This is a genomic window from Bacillus sp. FSL W7-1582, from assembly GCF_038593325.1.
Taxonomy (GTDB): Bacteria; Bacillota; Bacilli; order Bacillales; family Bacillaceae; genus Bacillus; species Bacillus altitudinis.
This window is the reverse complement of the sequence record NZ_CP151987.1, coordinates 1,494,055-1,511,875: the sequence shown is the minus strand read 5'-3', so window position 1 is coordinate 1,511,875 and position 17,821 is coordinate 1,494,055. Positions and strand designations below refer to the sequence as shown.

Sequence of the window (17,821 nt, the reverse complement as noted above, 5' to 3'; positions counted from 1 at the left end):
CAAATTCGTATTAAAAAACAATAAAAAAAGCCCTCTCATCCCATAAGGGACGAGAAGGCTTGTCTCGCGGTACCACCCTTTTAGACAAGCGCTTTGAAATTGCCGCTTATCCACTCTAAAATCGTAACGTGATCAGACGCCTTTTCTTACTCATTCATTTCAGAAAAGGAACTAAAGGGGTGATCTCATTGCAGCGTTTCGTAATGTCAGGCTTCCACCGTCCCTGATTCGCTTTATTACGCATGTAACCGCTGCGAGTGTCCCTTTCAAACGTTTATCTCTTGTTAATTTATGATGGTATTATATGCAACATGAGCACGTCATGTCAAGATGATCCGCTTATTCTTTTTCGTCAAAGACAGCGTCAACTTCATATTCCAGCAAATGATCCCAATCATCATTTTTCAGAAGATCAAGCTGAGCTTCGATGAGCATTTGGAAACGAGTTCTAAAGACTTTCGACTGTTTCTTGAGCTCTTCGATTTCCATTGCAATCTTTCTTGATTTTGATAACGCTTCGTTGATAATACGGTCTGCATTTTTCTCAGCTTCACGAATGATCAATTTCGCTTCTTTATCAGAATGACGCTTCACGTCTTCTGCTGCTTCTTGCGCCACAAGAATGGATTTGTTTAATGTTTCTTCAATTGTTGCAAAATGGCCTAGTCTTTCATCAAGCTCGTTGACTTTGTCTTCAAGCTCATTCTTTTTGCGAAGTACGATCTCGTAATCTTTACGTACTTGGCTTAAAAACTCATTTACTTCATCTTCGTCATAGCCGCGAAAACTTTTTGTGAACGTTTTATTATGAATATCATTAGGTGTTAATGGCAAACTTGCCACCTCCAGATTCAAATTCGTTATGTCAGAAGCTCAAATGTTACTTTAAATTTACCTTTTTTCGTCTTCCCATCAATTGTTTTTAAGCTAAAGCGGCCAAATCCCCTGACAGAGAGCTGATCACCTTCACCAATTGTAAAGGAAGGGTCTTCAGTGACTTTCCAGTTGACTTTGATAAGACCATTTTTGACCAAAAGTTGTGCTTTTTGCCGAGACTGACGGCTGACAGCAGCACATACAGCGTCAAGCCGCAGTGAAGAAATCGTATCTTCTTTGATATCGGTTTTGCTGATGACTGGCTGAAGATCTGCCTTGCTAATTTCCTCTAATGAAACAGATGCTCTGCCGACATGCGTCAGCTGAGCCCGAACAAAATCGGCAACATCGCTTGTACAAATAAATTGCACGTTGTCCTCTGAAAACAACAAATCACCGAATTTTTGACGCTTCAGGCCTGTCCCAATGAGCGAACCGAGAAGGTTGGGGTGTTCTATCGAAATAAACTTTTTCGCATAGTTCACCTGAAAATAAGTCAGCTCGAAATCCTGTATAGACGGTGCTAAATAATCAGGATAGATCAAAGCCCTTTTTCGCTCTGCTTCCTCATACCCGCCAAAAAACATGAGACCCAGTTCATCAGAATGCTGAATCACGGACTGGGTAATGAACTGCTCACGCGGATCAAGAAAGTCTGTTAATTTCATTCGATATTGATCGAGTGCGATGTTTTTCCAGCCTAATACTTGGTCGACAAATGGCTGTTCGTCTTTTCTAAAATGTTGATAAATATCGCTCATTTTGTTCCCCTTTTATGTAAAAGAGCCTGGCAGATGCCAAGCCCGGCAGCCTGTTTACATGAATCGTACAATCATATTATAAAGACCAGTTAGTCCATACGATGATGCGAAACGAATCACAAGCAATGCCACAATCGGCGAGATGTCAATCATGCCAATTGGCGGAATAATTTTACGGAATGGTTCTAAATACGGTTCGCAAATGTTTGTCAAGAAGCGGCCAATCGATGTTTCTCTTGCAGATGGCACCCATGACATAAAGATGTAAATAATGATCGCGAATGAGTAAATCGTTAATACCGTACCCAAAATATTAAAAATGAAATTTAGAATAACTATGATTTACCACCTCTGAGGTTCTTCCTCTGTCAATAGCTCTGATATTGTGCCAGATACATCCACATTATCAGGAGTGCAGAGGAAAATATTCGAGCCAATACGCTGAATGTCTCCACCGATTGCATAAACCGTTCCGCTTAAGAAGTCGATGATTCGCTTTGCTTGATCGTGCTGAATGCGCTGCAAATTGACGACGACTGCACGCCGATTTTTAATATGATCTGCAATCTCTTGAGCCTCTGCATAAACACGTGGCTCACTTAACACCACTTTAGAGGATTTTTGCACGCTTTGCAAGCTGACGACATTTTGTTTTCCTGCCTGAGGACGCTCTTGAAATGCCGCTTTATCTTTTGTGTTTTTTTCTTCTTGTGCTGGTTCTCTTTCTTCATCAATATATTCGTACTCATACTCTTCATCATCGAGTGTGAAGAAGCTTTTAAACTTATTTTTTATGCTCATGTCACGCACCTCCTGTTTCATTTCCAACAAGTGAAGAGCCAATCCGAACAAATGTCGCACCTTCTTCAATTGCGATTTCAAAATCGTTTGACATACCCATCGATAAATGCTGACAAGGTGCATTTACTTGGTTCAGTTGTTTTACCTCTTGTTGAAGGCTTTTTAATGTTTTAAAACAGTTTCGTATCACAGTATGATCATCTGTAAATGGAGCCATCGTCATGAGTCCAGCAATTTCAATATGTTTGAAATCAGCCAGCTGTTTGACAAATGGAATCACGTTTTCGCTTTGTAAGCCGTGTTTTGACTCCTCAAGTGATGTGTTCACCTGTACAAAACAGCGAACCGTGTGATCCGCTCTTTTTTCAATTTCATTCGCAAGGGACATTCTGTCTAGCGAATGTAAGTAGTCAATGGTCTGAATGACAGATTTCACTTTTCGCGTCTGTAAACTGCCGATGAAGTGCCAGCTAATATTTTCATCGGTTATGGCTGCCTGTTTTTCAAGTAACCCTTGGTCACGATTTTCACCAAAGTGCAAAATGCCGGCATCCTTTGCTTCTAATGCTCGTTCAATCGAGACATATTTTGTGACAGCGACAACCGATACATCGTCTGGATGTCTACCTGCTCTTTTACATGCTTCGTTGATTTGTTCATTTATTTGTCTGAGATTCTCTCGTACATTCAATTGCACTTATGCCTCCTTAAACCCGACAAAAGACATCATACGTCCTGTTTTCCCTTGATCACGCCGGTGTGAGAAGAAATGCTGCTCATTGCAACTTGTGCACATCGAACTGACATGTATGTTTTCTTCTTTTAATCCTGCATGAAGTAATACGTTTTTGTTTAGTGTTTTTAAGTCAATTTTGTATTGTCCTTGTGACATCTCGGAATACACATCCTCTGTTGAAAAAGGAAGCTGTTTCACTTGATCTATGACAACATCATCTACTATGTAGCAGCAGCTGCCAATGGATGGTCCAATGACGACTTGTATATGATCGGCATCAGCGCCTTCTTGGCGAACCCATGCATCAACCATGTTGGCGCCAATTTGTTTGACGGTTCCTTTCCAGCCGGCATGAGCCGTTCCAATCAGCCCAGATTGCGGCGCTAGAAAATAAAGCGGAACACAGTCAGCGAAACAAAGAGCGAGCATGATGTTTGGTTCAGAGGTGTATAAACCATCTGTTCTAGAGAGTGCTTCATCATACTGAAGACTTCCTCTTCCCTTTTGTTCCTTTGTGACTTTCATGATGCGATCCTCGTGTGTTTGGTCAGCAAACACCCAATTAGAGAGCGGCACAGCAGTAGCATCTGCAATGACTTGACGATTCATTTGGACACTAGAAGCATCATCTCCTACATGGAGTCCAGTGTTCATTGATTGATATGGAGAAAGGCTAAAGCCGCCATTTTTTGTCGTAAAACCGGCCAATATCTCTTTTCCAGAACATGTCATGTTCGTCCAATCATGAATCAGCATTGCATAAGGTGATTTCTGCTGAAAGGGGTCATATTTGTCTATCAAAGCTGCCTCCCACCTTTCATTCATCTCTCTTTATATCGCTCCTAATATCGCTCCTATTTTACCACAAGACGTGCAAAGACAGTTAGTGGGATTCATTAAATATTACACTCAAATGTGCCCTTTCTACAGGTTTTTTTTCAAATTGATATGAAAACGTAATCTTTTTACCCGAAAAAGACATTGATTGCTGAGAATGGAGAGCTTGTTTCAAGGAAAATTTGATCTATTGATTGAGGAGTTTACACGAATTAAGAAGACAATCGGACAAGTATCACATCTTCGCCAATTTTTACTATATTTCGCCACGGGACAATCATTTCCTCTTCTTTTCCGAAAAATCCCATCATTTTACCTGTACCGCCTATGATAATCGCTTGTATTTTACCGCTCGTGACATTAATATCGATGTCTCCAATGGTACCTAATTTTTTTCCGCTGGACACATCGACGACATCTTTGATTTGGAATTCAGAAATACTGATCATCTGTCCTTCCCCGCCTTTCGTTTTCTACTATAATATGTATGATGGAAAAGCAGGGAAGCAGACCAATAGTTTCTCTTATCTACAATTTACTTAAGTGAGGACGGCCGTTTTGCCACATGACTTCGACTGGACATTCAAAAAAGGAAGAAAGCAAGTCACTTGTCATCATCTGCTTTGTCTCCCCTTTATGAAAAACAGTACCTTCTTTTAATAATAAGGTGTGCTGAAAAATCGGGAGAATCTCTTCTGCGTGGTGGGTTGTATAGAGCAATGTGGGCGCATCTGGTTTTGATGCAATCAATGAGATCGTCTCCAGAACTTGTTCTCTTGCTAAAAAATCAAGACCTGTCACAGGTTCATCTAAGATCAGAAGCTTCGGATCATTCATTAAAGCTCTTGCGATCAGCACTTTTTGTTTCTCCCCTTGCGACAGGGTTTCATACGTGCGATTGGCATATTGAAATGAGCCAAATGTTTTTAATAAATCAATTGCCTTCTCTCTTATCTCATCTGTCGGTGTTTCATAAAGTCCGATGGAAGCAAATGCCCCGCTCAAAACAATTTCAAATGCATTGTCATCTCTGTGCAGCTTCTTTTCAAGACCAGCAGAGATGAGACCAATTTTCTTCCTTAGTTTTTCACCAAGCGCTTCCTTGCCAAACACATGACCTAACACCGTCATCTCACCTGACGTTGGAAAATAATATGAGCAAAGCATATTTAATAAAGCGGTTTTTCCCGCACCATTCAATCCATAAAGCACCCAGTGTTCCTGGTTTTTCACCTGCCAGTCAATAGAACGAAGCAGCCATTTTCCATTTCGTTTTAAAGAAACATCCTTCAAGTCAAGCGACACGATCTTTTCCCCCTGAATAAAAATTCTGAATAAACAAATAATAACGTCTACAGCATATCGCAAATGTTTCAATCAGTAAACCTAACGCAAAAAAGCTGCTCCCTATTAAGGAACAGCTTTTTTGCATGGTTACGAAATTTCAATTCGTACGCCCTCTTTAATGTCAGGAAACGTATGCGGGGATGCAAAGACAGCTCCCGGTAATACATCATCAAACGGCTCTTGGAAGTAGATCGAAATATGGCCGAGTTCCTTAAAGTTGTCATTTGCTTTATTGCCTAAAGCAGTAATGGTATAAGTTTGGTCGCCCACTTGAATCGTTCCGCCTAATTTCAGCGGCTCTTCTTCTAAGTGTTCAAACTCATGAATGACAGACATATCTCTTAATTCCTGCGGCGCTGCTGGTCCAAATAAAACAATCAGCTTATCTTCTTTAAACTGCGGGACTAAGATCCCAATTTCTTTTACGACAGATTGTGTTACCATGTATCTCGATTCCTCCTTTAATACGTTTAATACATACCGAAGCTGGCAACGTATGCGATCACAACAGATAGAACGCCTGTAATGAGACGGCTATACAAAACTGCTGGTACCCCATATTGTACCGTTTCCGGCTTCGCTTCACCAAGTGATAGCCCCACCGGGATAAAGTCACACCCTACTTGACCGTTGATCGCAAACAGTGCTGGAAGAGCAAATTGAGGCGGAATATTCCCTAGTGCAATTTGACTACCAATGAGAACACCGATGACTTGTGCAATGACTGCCCCAGGTCCTAAGACAGGCGATAGGAACGGTAAGGTACAGACAACAACGAGCAGTAAGAGCCCCCATAAAGATCCTGCCAAAGGTGAAAGGAAATGGGCAATCAGATCACCGATTTTTGTATAATTGATAATTCCAATTAACATACTGACAAAGGCCATGAATGGAATAATGTTTTTAAGGAGCATATCAACTGAATCACGACCAGCTTGATAGAATGTGCCGGTTACTTTCCCGATTCCTCTTGAGAATCTCATGAGGAAATTCCCTTTTTCTTGACGTTCGATATTTTCCTCTTTCAGTTTTGAATAGGTTTCTTTGAAATTCTCTTTGTCAATTGGGCCGCTGCTTTCTTGACCTTCTACAGTCCCTTCACTATCAGATGCTTCCGCAAAGGAAATATCTTTTTCTGTGACACCTGATACGAAGATATCCTCTGTAATGTGTTTTGCAAGCGGTCCAGAAGGAGAGGATGCCAGCACATCGACAGTTGGAATGCGTTTCATTGGATAAAGTCCGATTCGCGCTGTTCCTCCGCAGTCAATGACAACACACATCATTTCATCTTCTGGTATAGAATTTTTAAAACCATCACATGCTTCTGTCCCTGTCATTTCTGCAATTTTACGTGCAACTGGGTGAATGCCTCCTCCTGTAATGGAAACGACCTTTCTTCTTTTACCGGTTGGTTCAAGCTCTAATCCTTTTCCCCATCCGCCAGCACCTTTTGCAACAAATACTTTGTGGTTTGTCATGTCTAACCCTCCCCTATTGTGAATTCGCTTTCATTTTTCCTGCTAAGTACTTTGTGATCCATTCCGTAATGATTCCGCGAAGTAAAATGACAACGATCCCGACTAAGAAGTAACGAACAGCCAGCTCTGACATAGAGTATCCAGCTTCTTTAATCCCGTTCGCAATTCCTAAGTAGACAAACAGTTCTCCTGCGTTGGCATACGGGAACAGCGATGTCACCGGATGAACAAATGAAACAGCTGAATCATAGAATGCTGGTTTTTGTTTTTCAGGTAAGAAGCGGCCAAACGTATAAGCCATTGGGTTTGTCAAAATAAGAACGGATAAGATCGGCATTAACGTATAGCGCAAAATGGTATATTTCGCTGCAAACTGAATCGCTCTATTCACTCGCTCTTCTCCAATAAACTTCATGACAGCATAAGTGAAAGTAAGTAACACAACAAGCGTTGGAACGATACCTGTAACAAGACCCATGAATTGCTTTCCGCCGGCTTCAAACATCCCGATAAAGTGCTCTCCAAACCATTGAATCCATTCCATGTTTCATCTCCCCTTTCTTAGTTCACATTTGTTATATTTTTTTTAGAAATCGAGACAAGCGCCTGCTCCGCTGCCATGGAGAGTGCTTGCATGACAGCTGGTCCCCTTTTGCGCTTTTTCAATGTTTGTTTCATCATGTGATGCTCATCAAGCACAGCCCCCACATGTTTTCCTTCATAGGAAGGCAGTTCCTTAAATTTAGACAAAATCGAGACGCCACCCAGCACATGACACTTTTGAATGATGTATGATTCATCGACAATGATGAGCGCAATGGCTCCAGGACCAAATTTGCGCCGCTCCATTCCTGAAAACAAGTGATAGCCTTGTTTCCCTTTATAGTCGTCAATCAGTGAATCCATGCTTTTGCGGTAGTACTTGATTTGAATAAACGATAAACCATACTGCACAATTAGAATGATACAAAGTACGATTGCTAATTTTTCCATAGCCTCACGTCCTTATGATTGAAATAAGTGATCTTGTAATGAACGCAGCTTCCAGACCGTTGTGTTTGCATCAAGTTCTACATCATCATGAGATAAGAATTGCCCCAATTTGATATCTTTTTTCGCTACCACTTTTCCGCTGATTAAGCCAATTGGGATGTGGCCGTTCGCTTTCATGTCTTGATGTGTTTCAAGTACACCTCTTACGGAGTATCCGCCAATACCATCAAGTGTTTCTCCTGCTTTAATATCTCTTTTCGCCACAGCGACAGTTTCTGATACTGGTACACCAATTGGATGGATTGAAGAATCGTGTTGTAAGACTGCTTTTGCGATCGTCACTGGTGTTTCAAGGCTTGCTAAGTGGAAAGGACGATACAGTGTGTAGTGAGGACCTTTTCCAACTTTTAAGTAACGAAGCTCTTCATCTACTGGCTCAAGATCACTCTTGACGATGACAAAGACACCTGGTGCCAGTCCGTTTACATATTCAACGACTCCGAAGTTATCCAGTACGCCGCCTTGCTGTTTTTGATTTAATTTATCTGCTACATTTTCTAAATTCGCTTCTACTCCGTGCATGCCGACTTTATCAGGCAAAAGTCCTGTTGCATTACTTAATAGGTTCATTTCTGCCATCGTTTTTGTTCCGTCTTGGAATGCTGCCAGCATGTGGGCACTCATATGTTTACTATCTGCTTCAGCTTTACACGTATCTGGGTTTGCTTCTGGGAAGAATGGGTTGTTCTTACCTTTCCCAGCAACCAATACTTCAAGCCCCATTGTTTTTGCAAATTCATATAGTTCTAGCGTTGCTGCTGGTTCATCTCCAGCTGATCCAGAGTAAACAAGTCCTGCATTCGTGAATAATTTATGCATGACCAAACCGATCGTAATATCGACTTCTACATTTAAAAGAACGAGATGTTTTTTTGAATTAAGCGCTTCCAAAGAAATGTTTGCTCCGACCTCTGGAACACCTGTTGCATCCACAACGACTTCCACGGAATCTGATTGAATCACTTCTCTGTAATCATTTGTGACGACCATTTGATGTGGTTTCGCATGTTGCTTGTAAAAATTCGCTGCTTTCTCAGCTGCACTAAGATGAATATCACAAACACCTGCGACAATCATGCCTGGAATTTTAGAAATTTGTGAAATGAGTCCAAACCCCATTTGGCCTGCCCCGATTATCCCAACTTTGATTGGATCTCCGCTGCGTTCTCGTGCTAACAATTGTTGATAAATTGACATCTAAATCATCCTTTCAGGTTTTCTTGCTTCACAATAGATTGCTAGAAAAATAATCTGAAACTTTTAACAAATGTTATAAAAATTAACAAAAATCTGTTTCTTGTAACATTTGTTATTTTATTTATCATTTGTTATGAACTTAGTTTATATGATGTGTCAACTTTGTGTCAAGATAAAATCGATAAAATTTTCAATCTTTTTGAGTCTAAAGACTCAAAAAAACTACCTAATCGGCTTAGGTAGTTACTTTAATAGGGCATCTCCGGTTTGTTCATCTGTAATTAACACATGAATTAATCCACCTTCTAACGCTGCCCTGATCGCTTCAATTTTTTCTTCTCCTCCAGCGACACCTATCACAAGCGGGATCTCTTTCAGTTTTTGAGGACTGATCCCCATCACCCGGTCGTTCCACGGATGCGGATACACTTCACCTTTATGATCAATAAAGTTATAACAAATGTCACCCGCGACATCTTTCGCTTGCAGGATATCTTCCTCACCACTTGTCATATAGGATTTCACCATCGTTGAATGTTGCGGAACCCCGCCTATTCCTACGACCGCGATATTTGATGATTCTCCTAATTCAATGACTTTTTTGATCGACGGCTGTCTAATGAGTACATCTTTCGCTTCTTTCGTATCAAGCATGACAGGCACATGTAAAAACTCACATTTGGATTTGAGTGCTTCTGAGCATCTTCCAATAATATAGTTGGCATGAATATCAACATCTTCATTTCCGACGCCTCCGACAAGCGGAACAAATGTCACAGACGGAAAATGCTGAACAGACGTAAGCGCTTTCGCCATTTCATGCAAGGTTGTCCCTGATGAAAAACCGATGACTTGTCCATCCTTCATGACTTTTAATAAAAAGCCCGCAGCCGCAGCTCCTATCCGACTTTTTGTTGTTTCTTGACTGAGAGATTCCACACACACGACTTCTCGCAGCCCATATTTTCGCTCTATTTTTCTTTCTAACGAACCATATTGTTGATTTACTTCATCATGAATAATGATTTCCACGATTCCTGCTTCACGTGCTTTTGCCAAATATTTCGATATGAGCGAACGGCTAACCCCAACAGCTTCTGCAATTTTAGATTGAGTGGCGCCTTCTTCATAGTACATATGCGCAACCTTAATGAGCAGCCTTCTTTCATCATGGAATGTCATAATAACCCTTCTTTCCGCTTCTCTATTCCCTCACAAATGATATTTCAAATAACATTTGTTAAAAACAGATTAAATGAAAAAAATAACAGAGTCAATACTAGAGATGGGTTCTCTAAAAAGAATGAAAAAAGCCGCACATTAGCGGCGGCTTTAAAAAATATTTTTATTCATTTGTTTGATTGCTGCTTTTTCAAGCCTTGATACTTGTGCTTGAGAAATGCCGATTTCTTCTGCCACTTCCATTTGTGTTTTGCCTTGGAAAAAGCGTTTACGAAGAATCATTTTTTCTCGATCATTCAATCTGCGCATTCCCTCTTTTAAGGCCAATTCTTCTACCCATTGTGTATCTTTGTTCCGTTCATCACTAATTTGATCCATCACATAAATCGGATCTCCTCCGTCATTATAAATCGGTTCAAACAAAGAAACAGGATCTTGAATGGCATCTAGGGCAAAAACAATTTCCTCATGAGGGACTTCTAATACTTTGGCAATGTCTTCTGCCGTTGGTTCCTTGCTTGTCTCACTAATCAGTCTCTCACGGACTTGAAGCGCCTTATAGGCAATATCTCTTAGTGAACGAGATACCCGGATAGGGTTGTTATCGCGCAAGTATCGACGGATTTCTCCTATGATCATAGGGACCGCATAAGTTGAAAATCTGACATTGTGGCTTAAATCAAAATTATCAATTGATTTCATTAATCCGATACAGCCTACTTGGAAGAGATCATCAACATACTCGCCTCTGTTGTTAAAACGCTGAATCACACTTAAAACCAACCGCAAATTGCCATTGACTAGCTTTTCTCTTGCTGTATCATCACCTTCATCTTGCAGCTGTCTGAATAATTTTCTCATCTCGTCGTTTTTCAGAACAGGCAGTTTGGAGGTGTCGACTCCGCAGATTTCCACTTTATTTCTGGACACTTTTTTCCCTCCCTACAGGAGCTGTTGTACAAAGTTCAGTATCTCCGTGGGATGGAAAAATATGCACGGTCTACGACGAGAAAGATGTGAAAAAATGGTGATCCCTTTGACAGTACAGGGATAAAGCTTTCAAAAATTTTTTTTTAGACCATCTTATTAAATTCTTTTTGCAATCGTTTAATAATTCTTTTTTCGAGCCTTGAAATATAGGACTGAGAAATACCAAGCATGTCGGCAACATCTTTTTGGGTTTTTTCTTCACCGCCAACTAAACCGAACCTCAGTTCCATGATCTGTTTTTCACGATCGTTTAATTGTTCTAACGCTTTTTTCAGTAATTTTTTATCGACATTTGCTTCAATATCCCGGGTGATAATATCATCATCTGTCCCAAGTACATCTGATAAAAGCAATTCATTGCCGTCCCAGTCAATGTTAAGCGGCTCATCAAACGATACTTCTGAACGGATTTTATTATTTCGACGCAAATACATCAAAATCTCATTTTCAATACATCTAGACGCATATGTGGCCAGTTTGATCTTTTTTTCTGGATTAAACGTATTTACTGCTTTTATGAGGCCTATCGTTCCGATACTAATCAAATCCTCAATGTTAATGCCTGTGTTTTCAAATTTTCTTGCGATATAAACGACCAATCGCAAGTTTCGTTCAATCAAAATGGCTCTTGCTGTTTGATCCCCTTTTGGTAATTTAACGAGCAATTCTTGTTCTTCATCCTTTGATAACGGCGGAGGCAGTGCCTCACTTCCACCAATATAATAAATCTCATCACTCTTTAGCCCTAGCTTCATGAGGAGTTTATACCAGTAGTAAGTGAGTTTAAATTTTAATTTTTTCATCTTCTTCTCCCTTCTAAATGTCCAGTTGACTTCGTAAGATAAAAGACATCACAAAAAACTACGACACCCCTTGTATCATTTTTCCGTCTAACATCTCTGGATGAATGATGGATTGAAATTCCTGATCTGCTGATAATCCACTTAGACTCATCCCAACAAAACACTTTGCTGGCTGGATCATATGTGTTTTTGTATAAAGGACGACCGTATCTGGTTTAAAGCATAGTAGAAACCCGTGATCATGACCGACTGCGCGATACGGAACAAGTCTTAAACGATCAAGCAGCGGAAAATGGTCATCGAGCTTTTGCATCAATTCAACAGGATGAAACTGTTTCATTTTTTCTATAAATGGCTCTCCGAAAATAGATGTGAGCTGATCGAGCTGGACGATCATGACAGGTGTTTTCGTCAATGGATCATACAGCTGATTTCCAGAATCGACCAGACCATTTAAGCGGATCGTTTCTCCTTGAATGTGGATCTCCACAAGTACTTGTTCGTCATATTGTCTTTTTTTCGCACCAACCTCTCCTAATCGTTTCTTTGAAAACAGCCAAATGGCCGGAAAGCCAGTGAGAACAAAAAGCCAGCTAATGGGATCACCAAATCCATCATTTTGTGAAATAAGCAGTCCATCTTGAATGACTGTATTTGTCTGCAAAAACGAATGAACCCCGATCATGCCCCCTCCCATCAAAAATGTGACAAAGTAAAAAGCAAACAGGTTTTGAAAAAAGGAACGAAATCTTTGAAAGCCAAAGGTTCCAAGCACGATCAAGACAGAAAAAAGCAGTTTGCCTAAAGGGTGCGACACAATCATTGCAAATGGCGTAAAGAGCAAGAGAACAATGCTCGATCCAATGAGAGCTCCTAACATATATCGCCTTTTTTTCACTTGTCGTTTGAGAATAAATGCCGTGAGTAAGAGCAGCAATAGATCAAAACAAAAGTTTAACAGCCAAATGACATCTAAATAAATGACCACCTTCTGCTCCTTTCATCTGAAACAAAGAATCAAAAGCAGTACTTGCACTTGTTTGTACCAGTATAAAACAGTCATCGGATGGAAGTCTGTCAATTCTTGTAGGGGATGATAGAGAACTTTTGGTGGATTGTTATCGTTTTTGTCGAGGTATGAAATAGAAAGAACATCGGAATGATTTGTTGGACAAGTGTCTCCTCTATCAATTGCACAAAAAAAGACACGCTCCGAAGAGTCGTGTCTTTTTCGCTGTCATTCTTTCTCATTGATGGTGAGTGTTCCTTCTGCCTTCTGTCTTGTGACATTTCCATAATCATCTTTGACAATGACTTCAATCACTGCACCTTTTGCTTTTGCAATAGATGTCGCCGTCCAGTAGCCTTCATACGTTCCCGGTGCTACTTCACGAATCGGCAGTTCGGTTGTGTTTTGAAGTTTTGATCTAGCATTTGTCAGCGGCATATGAAGAACAAAGGTGGCATCTAGCTTTTCCCTGCTTTTAAATGAAATCTTAACCGATTCACCTGATGATAGATTCATATTGTCTTTTGGCGTTAATTCAGAAATGACAGGTGCATCATATTGTACATCGATGTCGACCTTTTTAGTCGTTTTGTTTCCAGCCGCATCTTTTGCTGTCACTTTGATTGTATTTTTCCCGTTCTCAAGCAGCACCCTTGCAGAATATGCCCCATCCTTTACGGTCGCTTTTTTTCCATTGACTGTGACTTGATCTAGATAATCATCCGCTACTTTCCCTTCCACCGTGAGTGATTCTCTATTAGACTTGTCGCCTTTTTTCGGTGTATCAATGGTCAATGTCGGTGCTGTTTGATCGATGATCACCTTGACTGGATTGGAATGTTTTGTTGAGCCTTTATCCGTTACAGTCACCGCCGTGAAGACATGCTCTCCACTTGGAACAGATACATTTTCTTTGAAAGTACCCGACTCATCTGATTTGACGTTGGCCACCTCTTCATCATTCTGATAAATGGCCACATCGAGACCCGGAGAGGCCGTGCCTTCAATCGTCAATTCACCTTGATTTGTAATGGTTCCTGCCTTTGGAGAAGTGATTTCTGGTACATCTGCTTCATAGTTTACGAGCGCACGTATCATATAATTCCCCTCTTCTTTCGGAGAAGGAGAAAAAGCACCGCTCGTCAGCTGCCAGCTTCTTTCAGCATTAGGGCCATCTTCATCTGTGGCAAGTCCCGGAGATTCGGTATTCTTTTTCGTTTGAATATAAACAAGATAGAAATCTCCATCCACTGTAATGGCTTGATCTTCTAAATCTACTTTTGTCCATTCACCATTACGCAGCGCATTTGCTTTTAAAGGTCCTGCGATTTTCTCACCTGGTGCGCCACCCTTCCCAGAAGCATCATATACTTCAACAGCAAATTCATCGCCTCCAGGAGCTGGCCATTCTGATGTCCAAAACCGGAAAAGACCACCTGTGACTTGTGCTTGTTTCTTTCCTTTTTCTAATGAAAACTTCACAGCCCAGCCATTGCTAGGATCGTAGAAAGCCCGTGCATTTTCAGCCGTTCCATCATCGTAGCCAATCTCTCCCGGAAAACCGATAAAAGGCTCAAGTTTCACTGACTTTTCAAGCGGCTTTTCCGTCACATCCGCTGAAAACGTATAGCCTTTAAACCCCTTTGCAAAAATTTTGACTGTATAGACACCGCTTAATGCCTCTAGAGAAAATTCACCGGATTCATCTGTTTTCACCGGCTCAATTTTTGCGTCCTCCACAAGATAAACAGTTGCATTCTTCACCTTTTCACCAGTTGTTTCATTGACGACCGTGCCGGAGATCGTTCGTTTCTCTAGCGGCTGTAAGGAGAAATTCGCTTCTGCTGTTTCTTTTGATGCCACTTTGACTTTTTGGGACCATGATTCAAAGCCGTAAGCTTCCGCTTTCACTGTCCATTCTCCTGCTCCTTGAGACAGCTGATATTTCCCTGTCGCTTCATCGGTGGAAGTTGATTTTCCGCTTTCTAGAACACTGATTTGCGCTCTCATTGGAAGAGCTTGAATAGACGGAGCATCATGACTGTTTTGCTTTTGAATGTGTACATGTTTATTTTTTACTTTAGCAGGCTTTGCCTTTTTTGGATCAACTGATTTCTTATTCTGGCTTGTGGATTTTTCTTTTTTGATCACACCTAGCTGGTTCTTGGCTTGTTGAGACAAAGCCTCATCTGTGATTTTCACATCATCTAAATAAAAGCCATCTTTTGTGACACTGCCATCTGTTCTTATCTGAAACAGGACTCTCACTTTTTGACCTTTATAAGCAGATAAATCAACTTCGCCTGCTGTCCACGCATTTGTTTTCCCCGTATAAGCGGACGCTTGAACGGCGTCTTCACCCTCTGGCTGTACATAGACATGCACATAATCATAATTGGCTTCGAGATCATGCCAGTATTGATATTGCAGGTAGGAAGAACCTGAATCTGGTACAGCAATGAGCGGCATAGACAAATTGGCGTCCGTTTTATTTTCATAAGGACTATCTAAATTGGTGGCGTAGACATGTTCCCCGCTAAATGCTTGTTTTGGACCTGTGGACGGTCTTCCCCACTGCCACGGATCTTTTGTTCCACCACTGAACCATCCACTTGGCCATGCTTCAAAATCTTGTGAGTAGCCAGTGGTGATGGATGTTTTAATTGGAAGTGTGTAAGAATCTGATGCCGCTTCATTTTCTCCAAAATCTTTCACAATCCATCGGTACGTCACGTTTTCCCCCTCAAGTTCAGGGAGCTGTACCGTATAGGTTCCTTTTAAATGATTCCCATCCGTGCGGTTGGCTTTCAGCGTCTCCCATTCACCTTGATCTACTCGGTAAGTCAAAGAAACATTTGTCACTGCTATCCCATCTTCTGCAGTGATGGTTAATGGGGTTGGCGTTGCAGCAAAAATTTCATTCGGACCTTTATGTGAAAAAACAGGTGGTTCTGTATCTTCTCCCTCTTTTGTCACCTGACCTTCAATCGTACCGATGCCATTGGTTAAAGCCGTAATCGCCTCTCTTGCATCAACTAACCCTGCCCCATAACCGTTGTTAGGGGATTCAGGAAATTGCTGATCTGTCAGTGGTTTCGCTGTCTCAATGAGAATTTGCTGAATTTCATCCACAGAAAGGTCTGATTGCACTTGGCGAAGAAGAAGAACAACAGCTGAGACATGCGGACCTGCCATCGATGTACCATTCCACCCATCCTCATATCCTTTTCCCGGGATCGAAGAACGAATGTTTACTCCCGGAGCAGCAATATCTGGTTTCATTACGCCATATGGAGAAGGACCCTGAAGGGAGAAAGACCCTAACTTGTTGTCATGATCTGTTGCGCCCGTAGCAAAGGCTTCTTGATAGTTAGCAGGATTTGCAATCGAACCCGCGCCGCCTGGATTGAATAAATCGGTATTACCGGCTGAAAATTCTGGAAAGATGTCTGCTGCTCTCCAAGCATTCACTACATCTTTATACCAATCATCAAGACCTGGCCCACCGCCCCACGAATTATTCACAACATCAGGTGCCTTTTCTGGGTGAGGATTTCCGTTACGATCTTTCGGTGCTAAAATCCACTCACCGGCATCTAACAGATCAGCATCTGTACCGCCATCTTCTGAAAAAGCTTTCACTGCAATCCATTCTGCTCCCGGTGCGACCCCAATTTGATTCTTTCCATCTGGCTCAGAACCAACCATTGTGCCTGTCACATGGGTCCCGTGCTCCAAGTCATCATAAGGGACTTCAGAGCCTGTCGTGGCATCATACCAATTCAGTTCATGAGATGGTTCGTTCGGACGAGCAGGATCAAACCCGCGGTATTTTTCTTTTAGCGCAGGATGATCCCATTCGACACCAGTATCAATACTTGCCACAACGGTTCCAGTCCCGTCATAGCCTAAATCCCACGCTTCTGGTGCATGCACCTGAGCAATATTCCATTCGACTCCATCTACTGCTTTGATTTGTTTGTTTGGCTTAGCATGCTTCAAATCAACAGGACGATGAAGTTGACGTGTTTCATTCGGCAGCACTTGAGCTACTTCTGGAAAAGAAGCAACCTTTTCCATCACTTCTTTTGTTGCCGTCACAGCTAGACCATTCACAATATAGTAGGAATGAATATCTTTCACTTGCTTATTCTTTTTTTCCTTTTGTAAATACGCTAGGAGCGCTTGCTGCGTTTCATCAGATGTTGCTCTCAGCTCAGATACAACGGCTGATCTTTTTGTGTACTGCGTTTTAGCCGCGGTTAATTTTTGTTTTTTTGCTTTTGATACAGCTTCTTTTGCTACTTTTTGTACATTCGTTTGTTCCTTCATTTTGACTAAGAAGGTCACCTTATCTTCCTTTTGAAACTGCTTCTTTAATCTCGAAGAAATCTTGGCTTTTGTTGTCTTAGAGGAAACAGCTTCCTCCTGATATGAGGTAGAAGTCGATTTTGCTTGAACCATCCCAAAGCTTGTCATCGTTAAAATACCAATCACCAAAAGACTCATGAAACGATAGACGGCGGTTTTACGAAACTTCACTTTCAATAAAATCCCTCCTCCTCAAATGGTCAAACAGTGTGTATCCTGCCCCTCCCCCTTCTTTTTGATCATGACAAGATTCATGGTGTTCTCATTAATGTAGTCAAATAAAGTTCAACATTTTGTCGTTTTTTGTAAAGGGAATTAAAAATGATTCTTTTGACTTAAAAAACTCATACCAAAACACATACGATAGATCCAAATAA

Annotated in this window: 18 protein-coding genes; all 18 read right to left on the bottom strand. The window is 41.2% G+C overall.

Translation table 11 applies throughout. The features are described 5' to 3' along the window. Positions 1-339 precede the first annotated feature (339 nt). The 18 genes from NSQ11_RS07750 to NSQ11_RS07665 all read right to left on the bottom strand — a co-directional run bounded on the left by NSQ11_RS07750 (position 340) and on the right by NSQ11_RS07665 (position 17,615). The gene (locus tag NSQ11_RS07750) at positions 340-834 is read right to left on the bottom strand and encodes a DivIVA domain-containing protein (RefSeq protein ID WP_008344947.1); all 495 of its coding nucleotides are present in this window, start codon (positions 832-834) and stop codon (positions 340-342) included. A gap of 26 nt (positions 835-860) precedes the next feature. Next, complete coding sequence (locus NSQ11_RS07745) at positions 861-1,637, bottom strand: RNA-binding protein (RefSeq protein ID WP_048001582.1); 777 nt, start codon at positions 1,635-1,637, stop codon at positions 861-863. Between the two features lie 54 nt (positions 1,638-1,691). Further along, positions 1,692-1,976 (bottom strand): YggT family protein, encoded by a 285-nt coding sequence (locus NSQ11_RS07740; protein WP_034657633.1) that lies wholly within the window; start codon positions 1,974-1,976, stop codon positions 1,692-1,694. A 3-nt stretch (positions 1,977-1,979) separates the two neighbouring features. Beyond that, positions 1,980-2,438 carry a cell division protein SepF gene (sepF, locus tag NSQ11_RS07735; protein WP_017359354.1) on the bottom strand — a complete coding sequence of 153 codons (459 nt, stop codon included), beginning with the start codon at positions 2,436-2,438 and terminating at the stop codon, positions 1,980-1,982. A gap of 1 nt (position 2,439) precedes the next feature. Next, on the bottom strand, positions 2,440-3,129 hold the full coding sequence (locus NSQ11_RS07730; protein ID WP_048001631.1) for a YggS family pyridoxal phosphate-dependent enzyme: 690 nt from the start codon (positions 3,127-3,129) through the stop codon (positions 2,440-2,442). Positions 3,130-3,135: 6 nt separating this feature from the next. After that, positions 3,136-3,999 carry a peptidoglycan editing factor PgeF gene (pgeF, locus tag NSQ11_RS07725; protein WP_035700679.1) on the bottom strand — a complete coding sequence of 288 codons (864 nt, stop codon included), beginning with the start codon at positions 3,997-3,999 and terminating at the stop codon, positions 3,136-3,138. Positions 4,000-4,223: 224 nt separating this feature from the next. Next, positions 4,224-4,460, bottom strand: coding sequence for a YlmC/YmxH family sporulation protein (locus NSQ11_RS07720; RefSeq protein ID WP_008344958.1), 237 nt, complete (start codon positions 4,458-4,460; stop codon positions 4,224-4,226). Positions 4,461-4,539: 79 nt separating this feature from the next. Then, positions 4,540-5,316, bottom strand: a complete 777-nt coding sequence (locus NSQ11_RS07715) for an ABC transporter ATP-binding protein (protein ID WP_019743283.1) — start codon at positions 5,314-5,316, stop codon at positions 4,540-4,542. A 129-nt stretch (positions 5,317-5,445) separates the two neighbouring features. Further along, complete coding sequence (locus tag NSQ11_RS07710) at positions 5,446-5,802, bottom strand: PTS glucitol/sorbitol transporter subunit IIA (RefSeq protein WP_007499733.1); 357 nt, start codon at positions 5,800-5,802, stop codon at positions 5,446-5,448. Positions 5,803-5,828: 26 nt separating this feature from the next. After that, the gene (locus NSQ11_RS07705; RefSeq protein WP_008344962.1) at positions 5,829-6,839 is read right to left on the bottom strand and encodes a PTS glucitol/sorbitol transporter subunit IIB; all 1,011 of its coding nucleotides are present in this window, start codon (positions 6,837-6,839) and stop codon (positions 5,829-5,831) included. A gap of 13 nt (positions 6,840-6,852) precedes the next feature. Next, positions 6,853-7,383 (bottom strand): PTS glucitol/sorbitol transporter subunit IIC, encoded by a 531-nt coding sequence (locus NSQ11_RS07700; RefSeq protein ID WP_003210918.1) that lies wholly within the window; start codon positions 7,381-7,383, stop codon positions 6,853-6,855. A 17-nt stretch (positions 7,384-7,400) separates the two neighbouring features. Beyond that, positions 7,401-7,832, bottom strand: a complete 432-nt coding sequence (locus NSQ11_RS07695) for a transcriptional regulator GutM (RefSeq protein ID WP_008354650.1) — start codon at positions 7,830-7,832, stop codon at positions 7,401-7,403. 12 nt (positions 7,833-7,844) lie between these two features. Beyond that, positions 7,845-9,089: an SAF domain-containing protein gene (locus NSQ11_RS07690; protein ID WP_025207299.1), complete on the bottom strand. Its 1,245-nt coding sequence runs from the start codon at positions 9,087-9,089 to the stop codon at positions 7,845-7,847. Between the two features lie 243 nt (positions 9,090-9,332). Continuing rightward, positions 9,333-10,271, bottom strand: coding sequence for a sugar-binding transcriptional regulator (locus NSQ11_RS07685; RefSeq protein ID WP_007499742.1), 939 nt, complete (start codon positions 10,269-10,271; stop codon positions 9,333-9,335). A 150-nt stretch (positions 10,272-10,421) separates the two neighbouring features. Beyond that, entirely contained in the window at positions 10,422-11,201 is a 780-nt protein-coding gene (gene sigG, locus NSQ11_RS07680) for an RNA polymerase sporulation sigma factor SigG (RefSeq protein ID WP_003211879.1), read from the bottom strand. A gap of 143 nt (positions 11,202-11,344) precedes the next feature. Beyond that, entirely contained in the window at positions 11,345-12,064 is a 720-nt protein-coding gene (gene sigE / locus NSQ11_RS07675; protein WP_007499746.1) for an RNA polymerase sporulation sigma factor SigE, read from the bottom strand. Positions 12,065-12,122: 58 nt separating this feature from the next. After that, positions 12,123-13,052, bottom strand: a complete 930-nt coding sequence (gene spoIIGA, locus NSQ11_RS07670; RefSeq protein ID WP_008344972.1) for a sigma-E processing peptidase SpoIIGA — start codon at positions 13,050-13,052, stop codon at positions 12,123-12,125. Between the two features lie 249 nt (positions 13,053-13,301). Further along, positions 13,302-17,615, bottom strand: coding sequence for a S8 family peptidase (locus tag NSQ11_RS07665; RefSeq protein WP_240688381.1), 4,314 nt, complete (start codon positions 17,613-17,615; stop codon positions 13,302-13,304). Positions 17,616-17,821: the final 206 nt, after the last annotated feature.

Coding starts and splice junctions, on each gene's coding strand:
- NSQ11_RS07720 (WP_008344958.1), bottom strand. CDS start 4,460: ATGATCAGTATTTCTGAATTCCAAATCAAAGATGTCGTCGATGTGTCC.
- sepF (WP_017359354.1), bottom strand. CDS start 2,438: ATGAGCATAAAAAATAAGTTTAAAAGCTTCTTCACACTCGATGATGAA.
- sigE (WP_007499746.1), bottom strand. CDS start 12,064: ATGAAAAAATTAAAATTTAAACTCACTTACTACTGGTATAAACTCCTC.
- NSQ11_RS07695 (WP_008354650.1), bottom strand. CDS start 7,832: ATGGAAAAATTAGCAATCGTACTTTGTATCATTCTAATTGTGCAGTAT.
- pgeF (WP_035700679.1), bottom strand. CDS start 3,999: ATGAATGAAAGGTGGGAGGCAGCTTTGATAGACAAATATGACCCCTTT.
- NSQ11_RS07705 (WP_008344962.1), bottom strand. CDS start 6,839: ATGACAAACCACAAAGTATTTGTTGCAAAAGGTGCTGGCGGATGGGGA.
- NSQ11_RS07700 (WP_003210918.1), bottom strand. CDS start 7,383: ATGGAATGGATTCAATGGTTTGGAGAGCACTTTATCGGGATGTTTGAA.
- NSQ11_RS07745 (WP_048001582.1), bottom strand. CDS start 1,637: ATGAGCGATATTTATCAACATTTTAGAAAAGACGAACAGCCATTTGTC.
- NSQ11_RS07685 (WP_007499742.1), bottom strand. CDS start 10,271: ATGACATTCCATGATGAAAGAAGGCTGCTCATTAAGGTTGCGCATATG.
- NSQ11_RS07690 (WP_025207299.1), bottom strand. CDS start 9,089: ATGTCAATTTATCAACAATTGTTAGCACGAGAACGCAGCGGAGATCCA.
- NSQ11_RS07710 (WP_007499733.1), bottom strand. CDS start 5,802: ATGGTAACACAATCTGTCGTAAAAGAAATTGGGATCTTAGTCCCGCAG.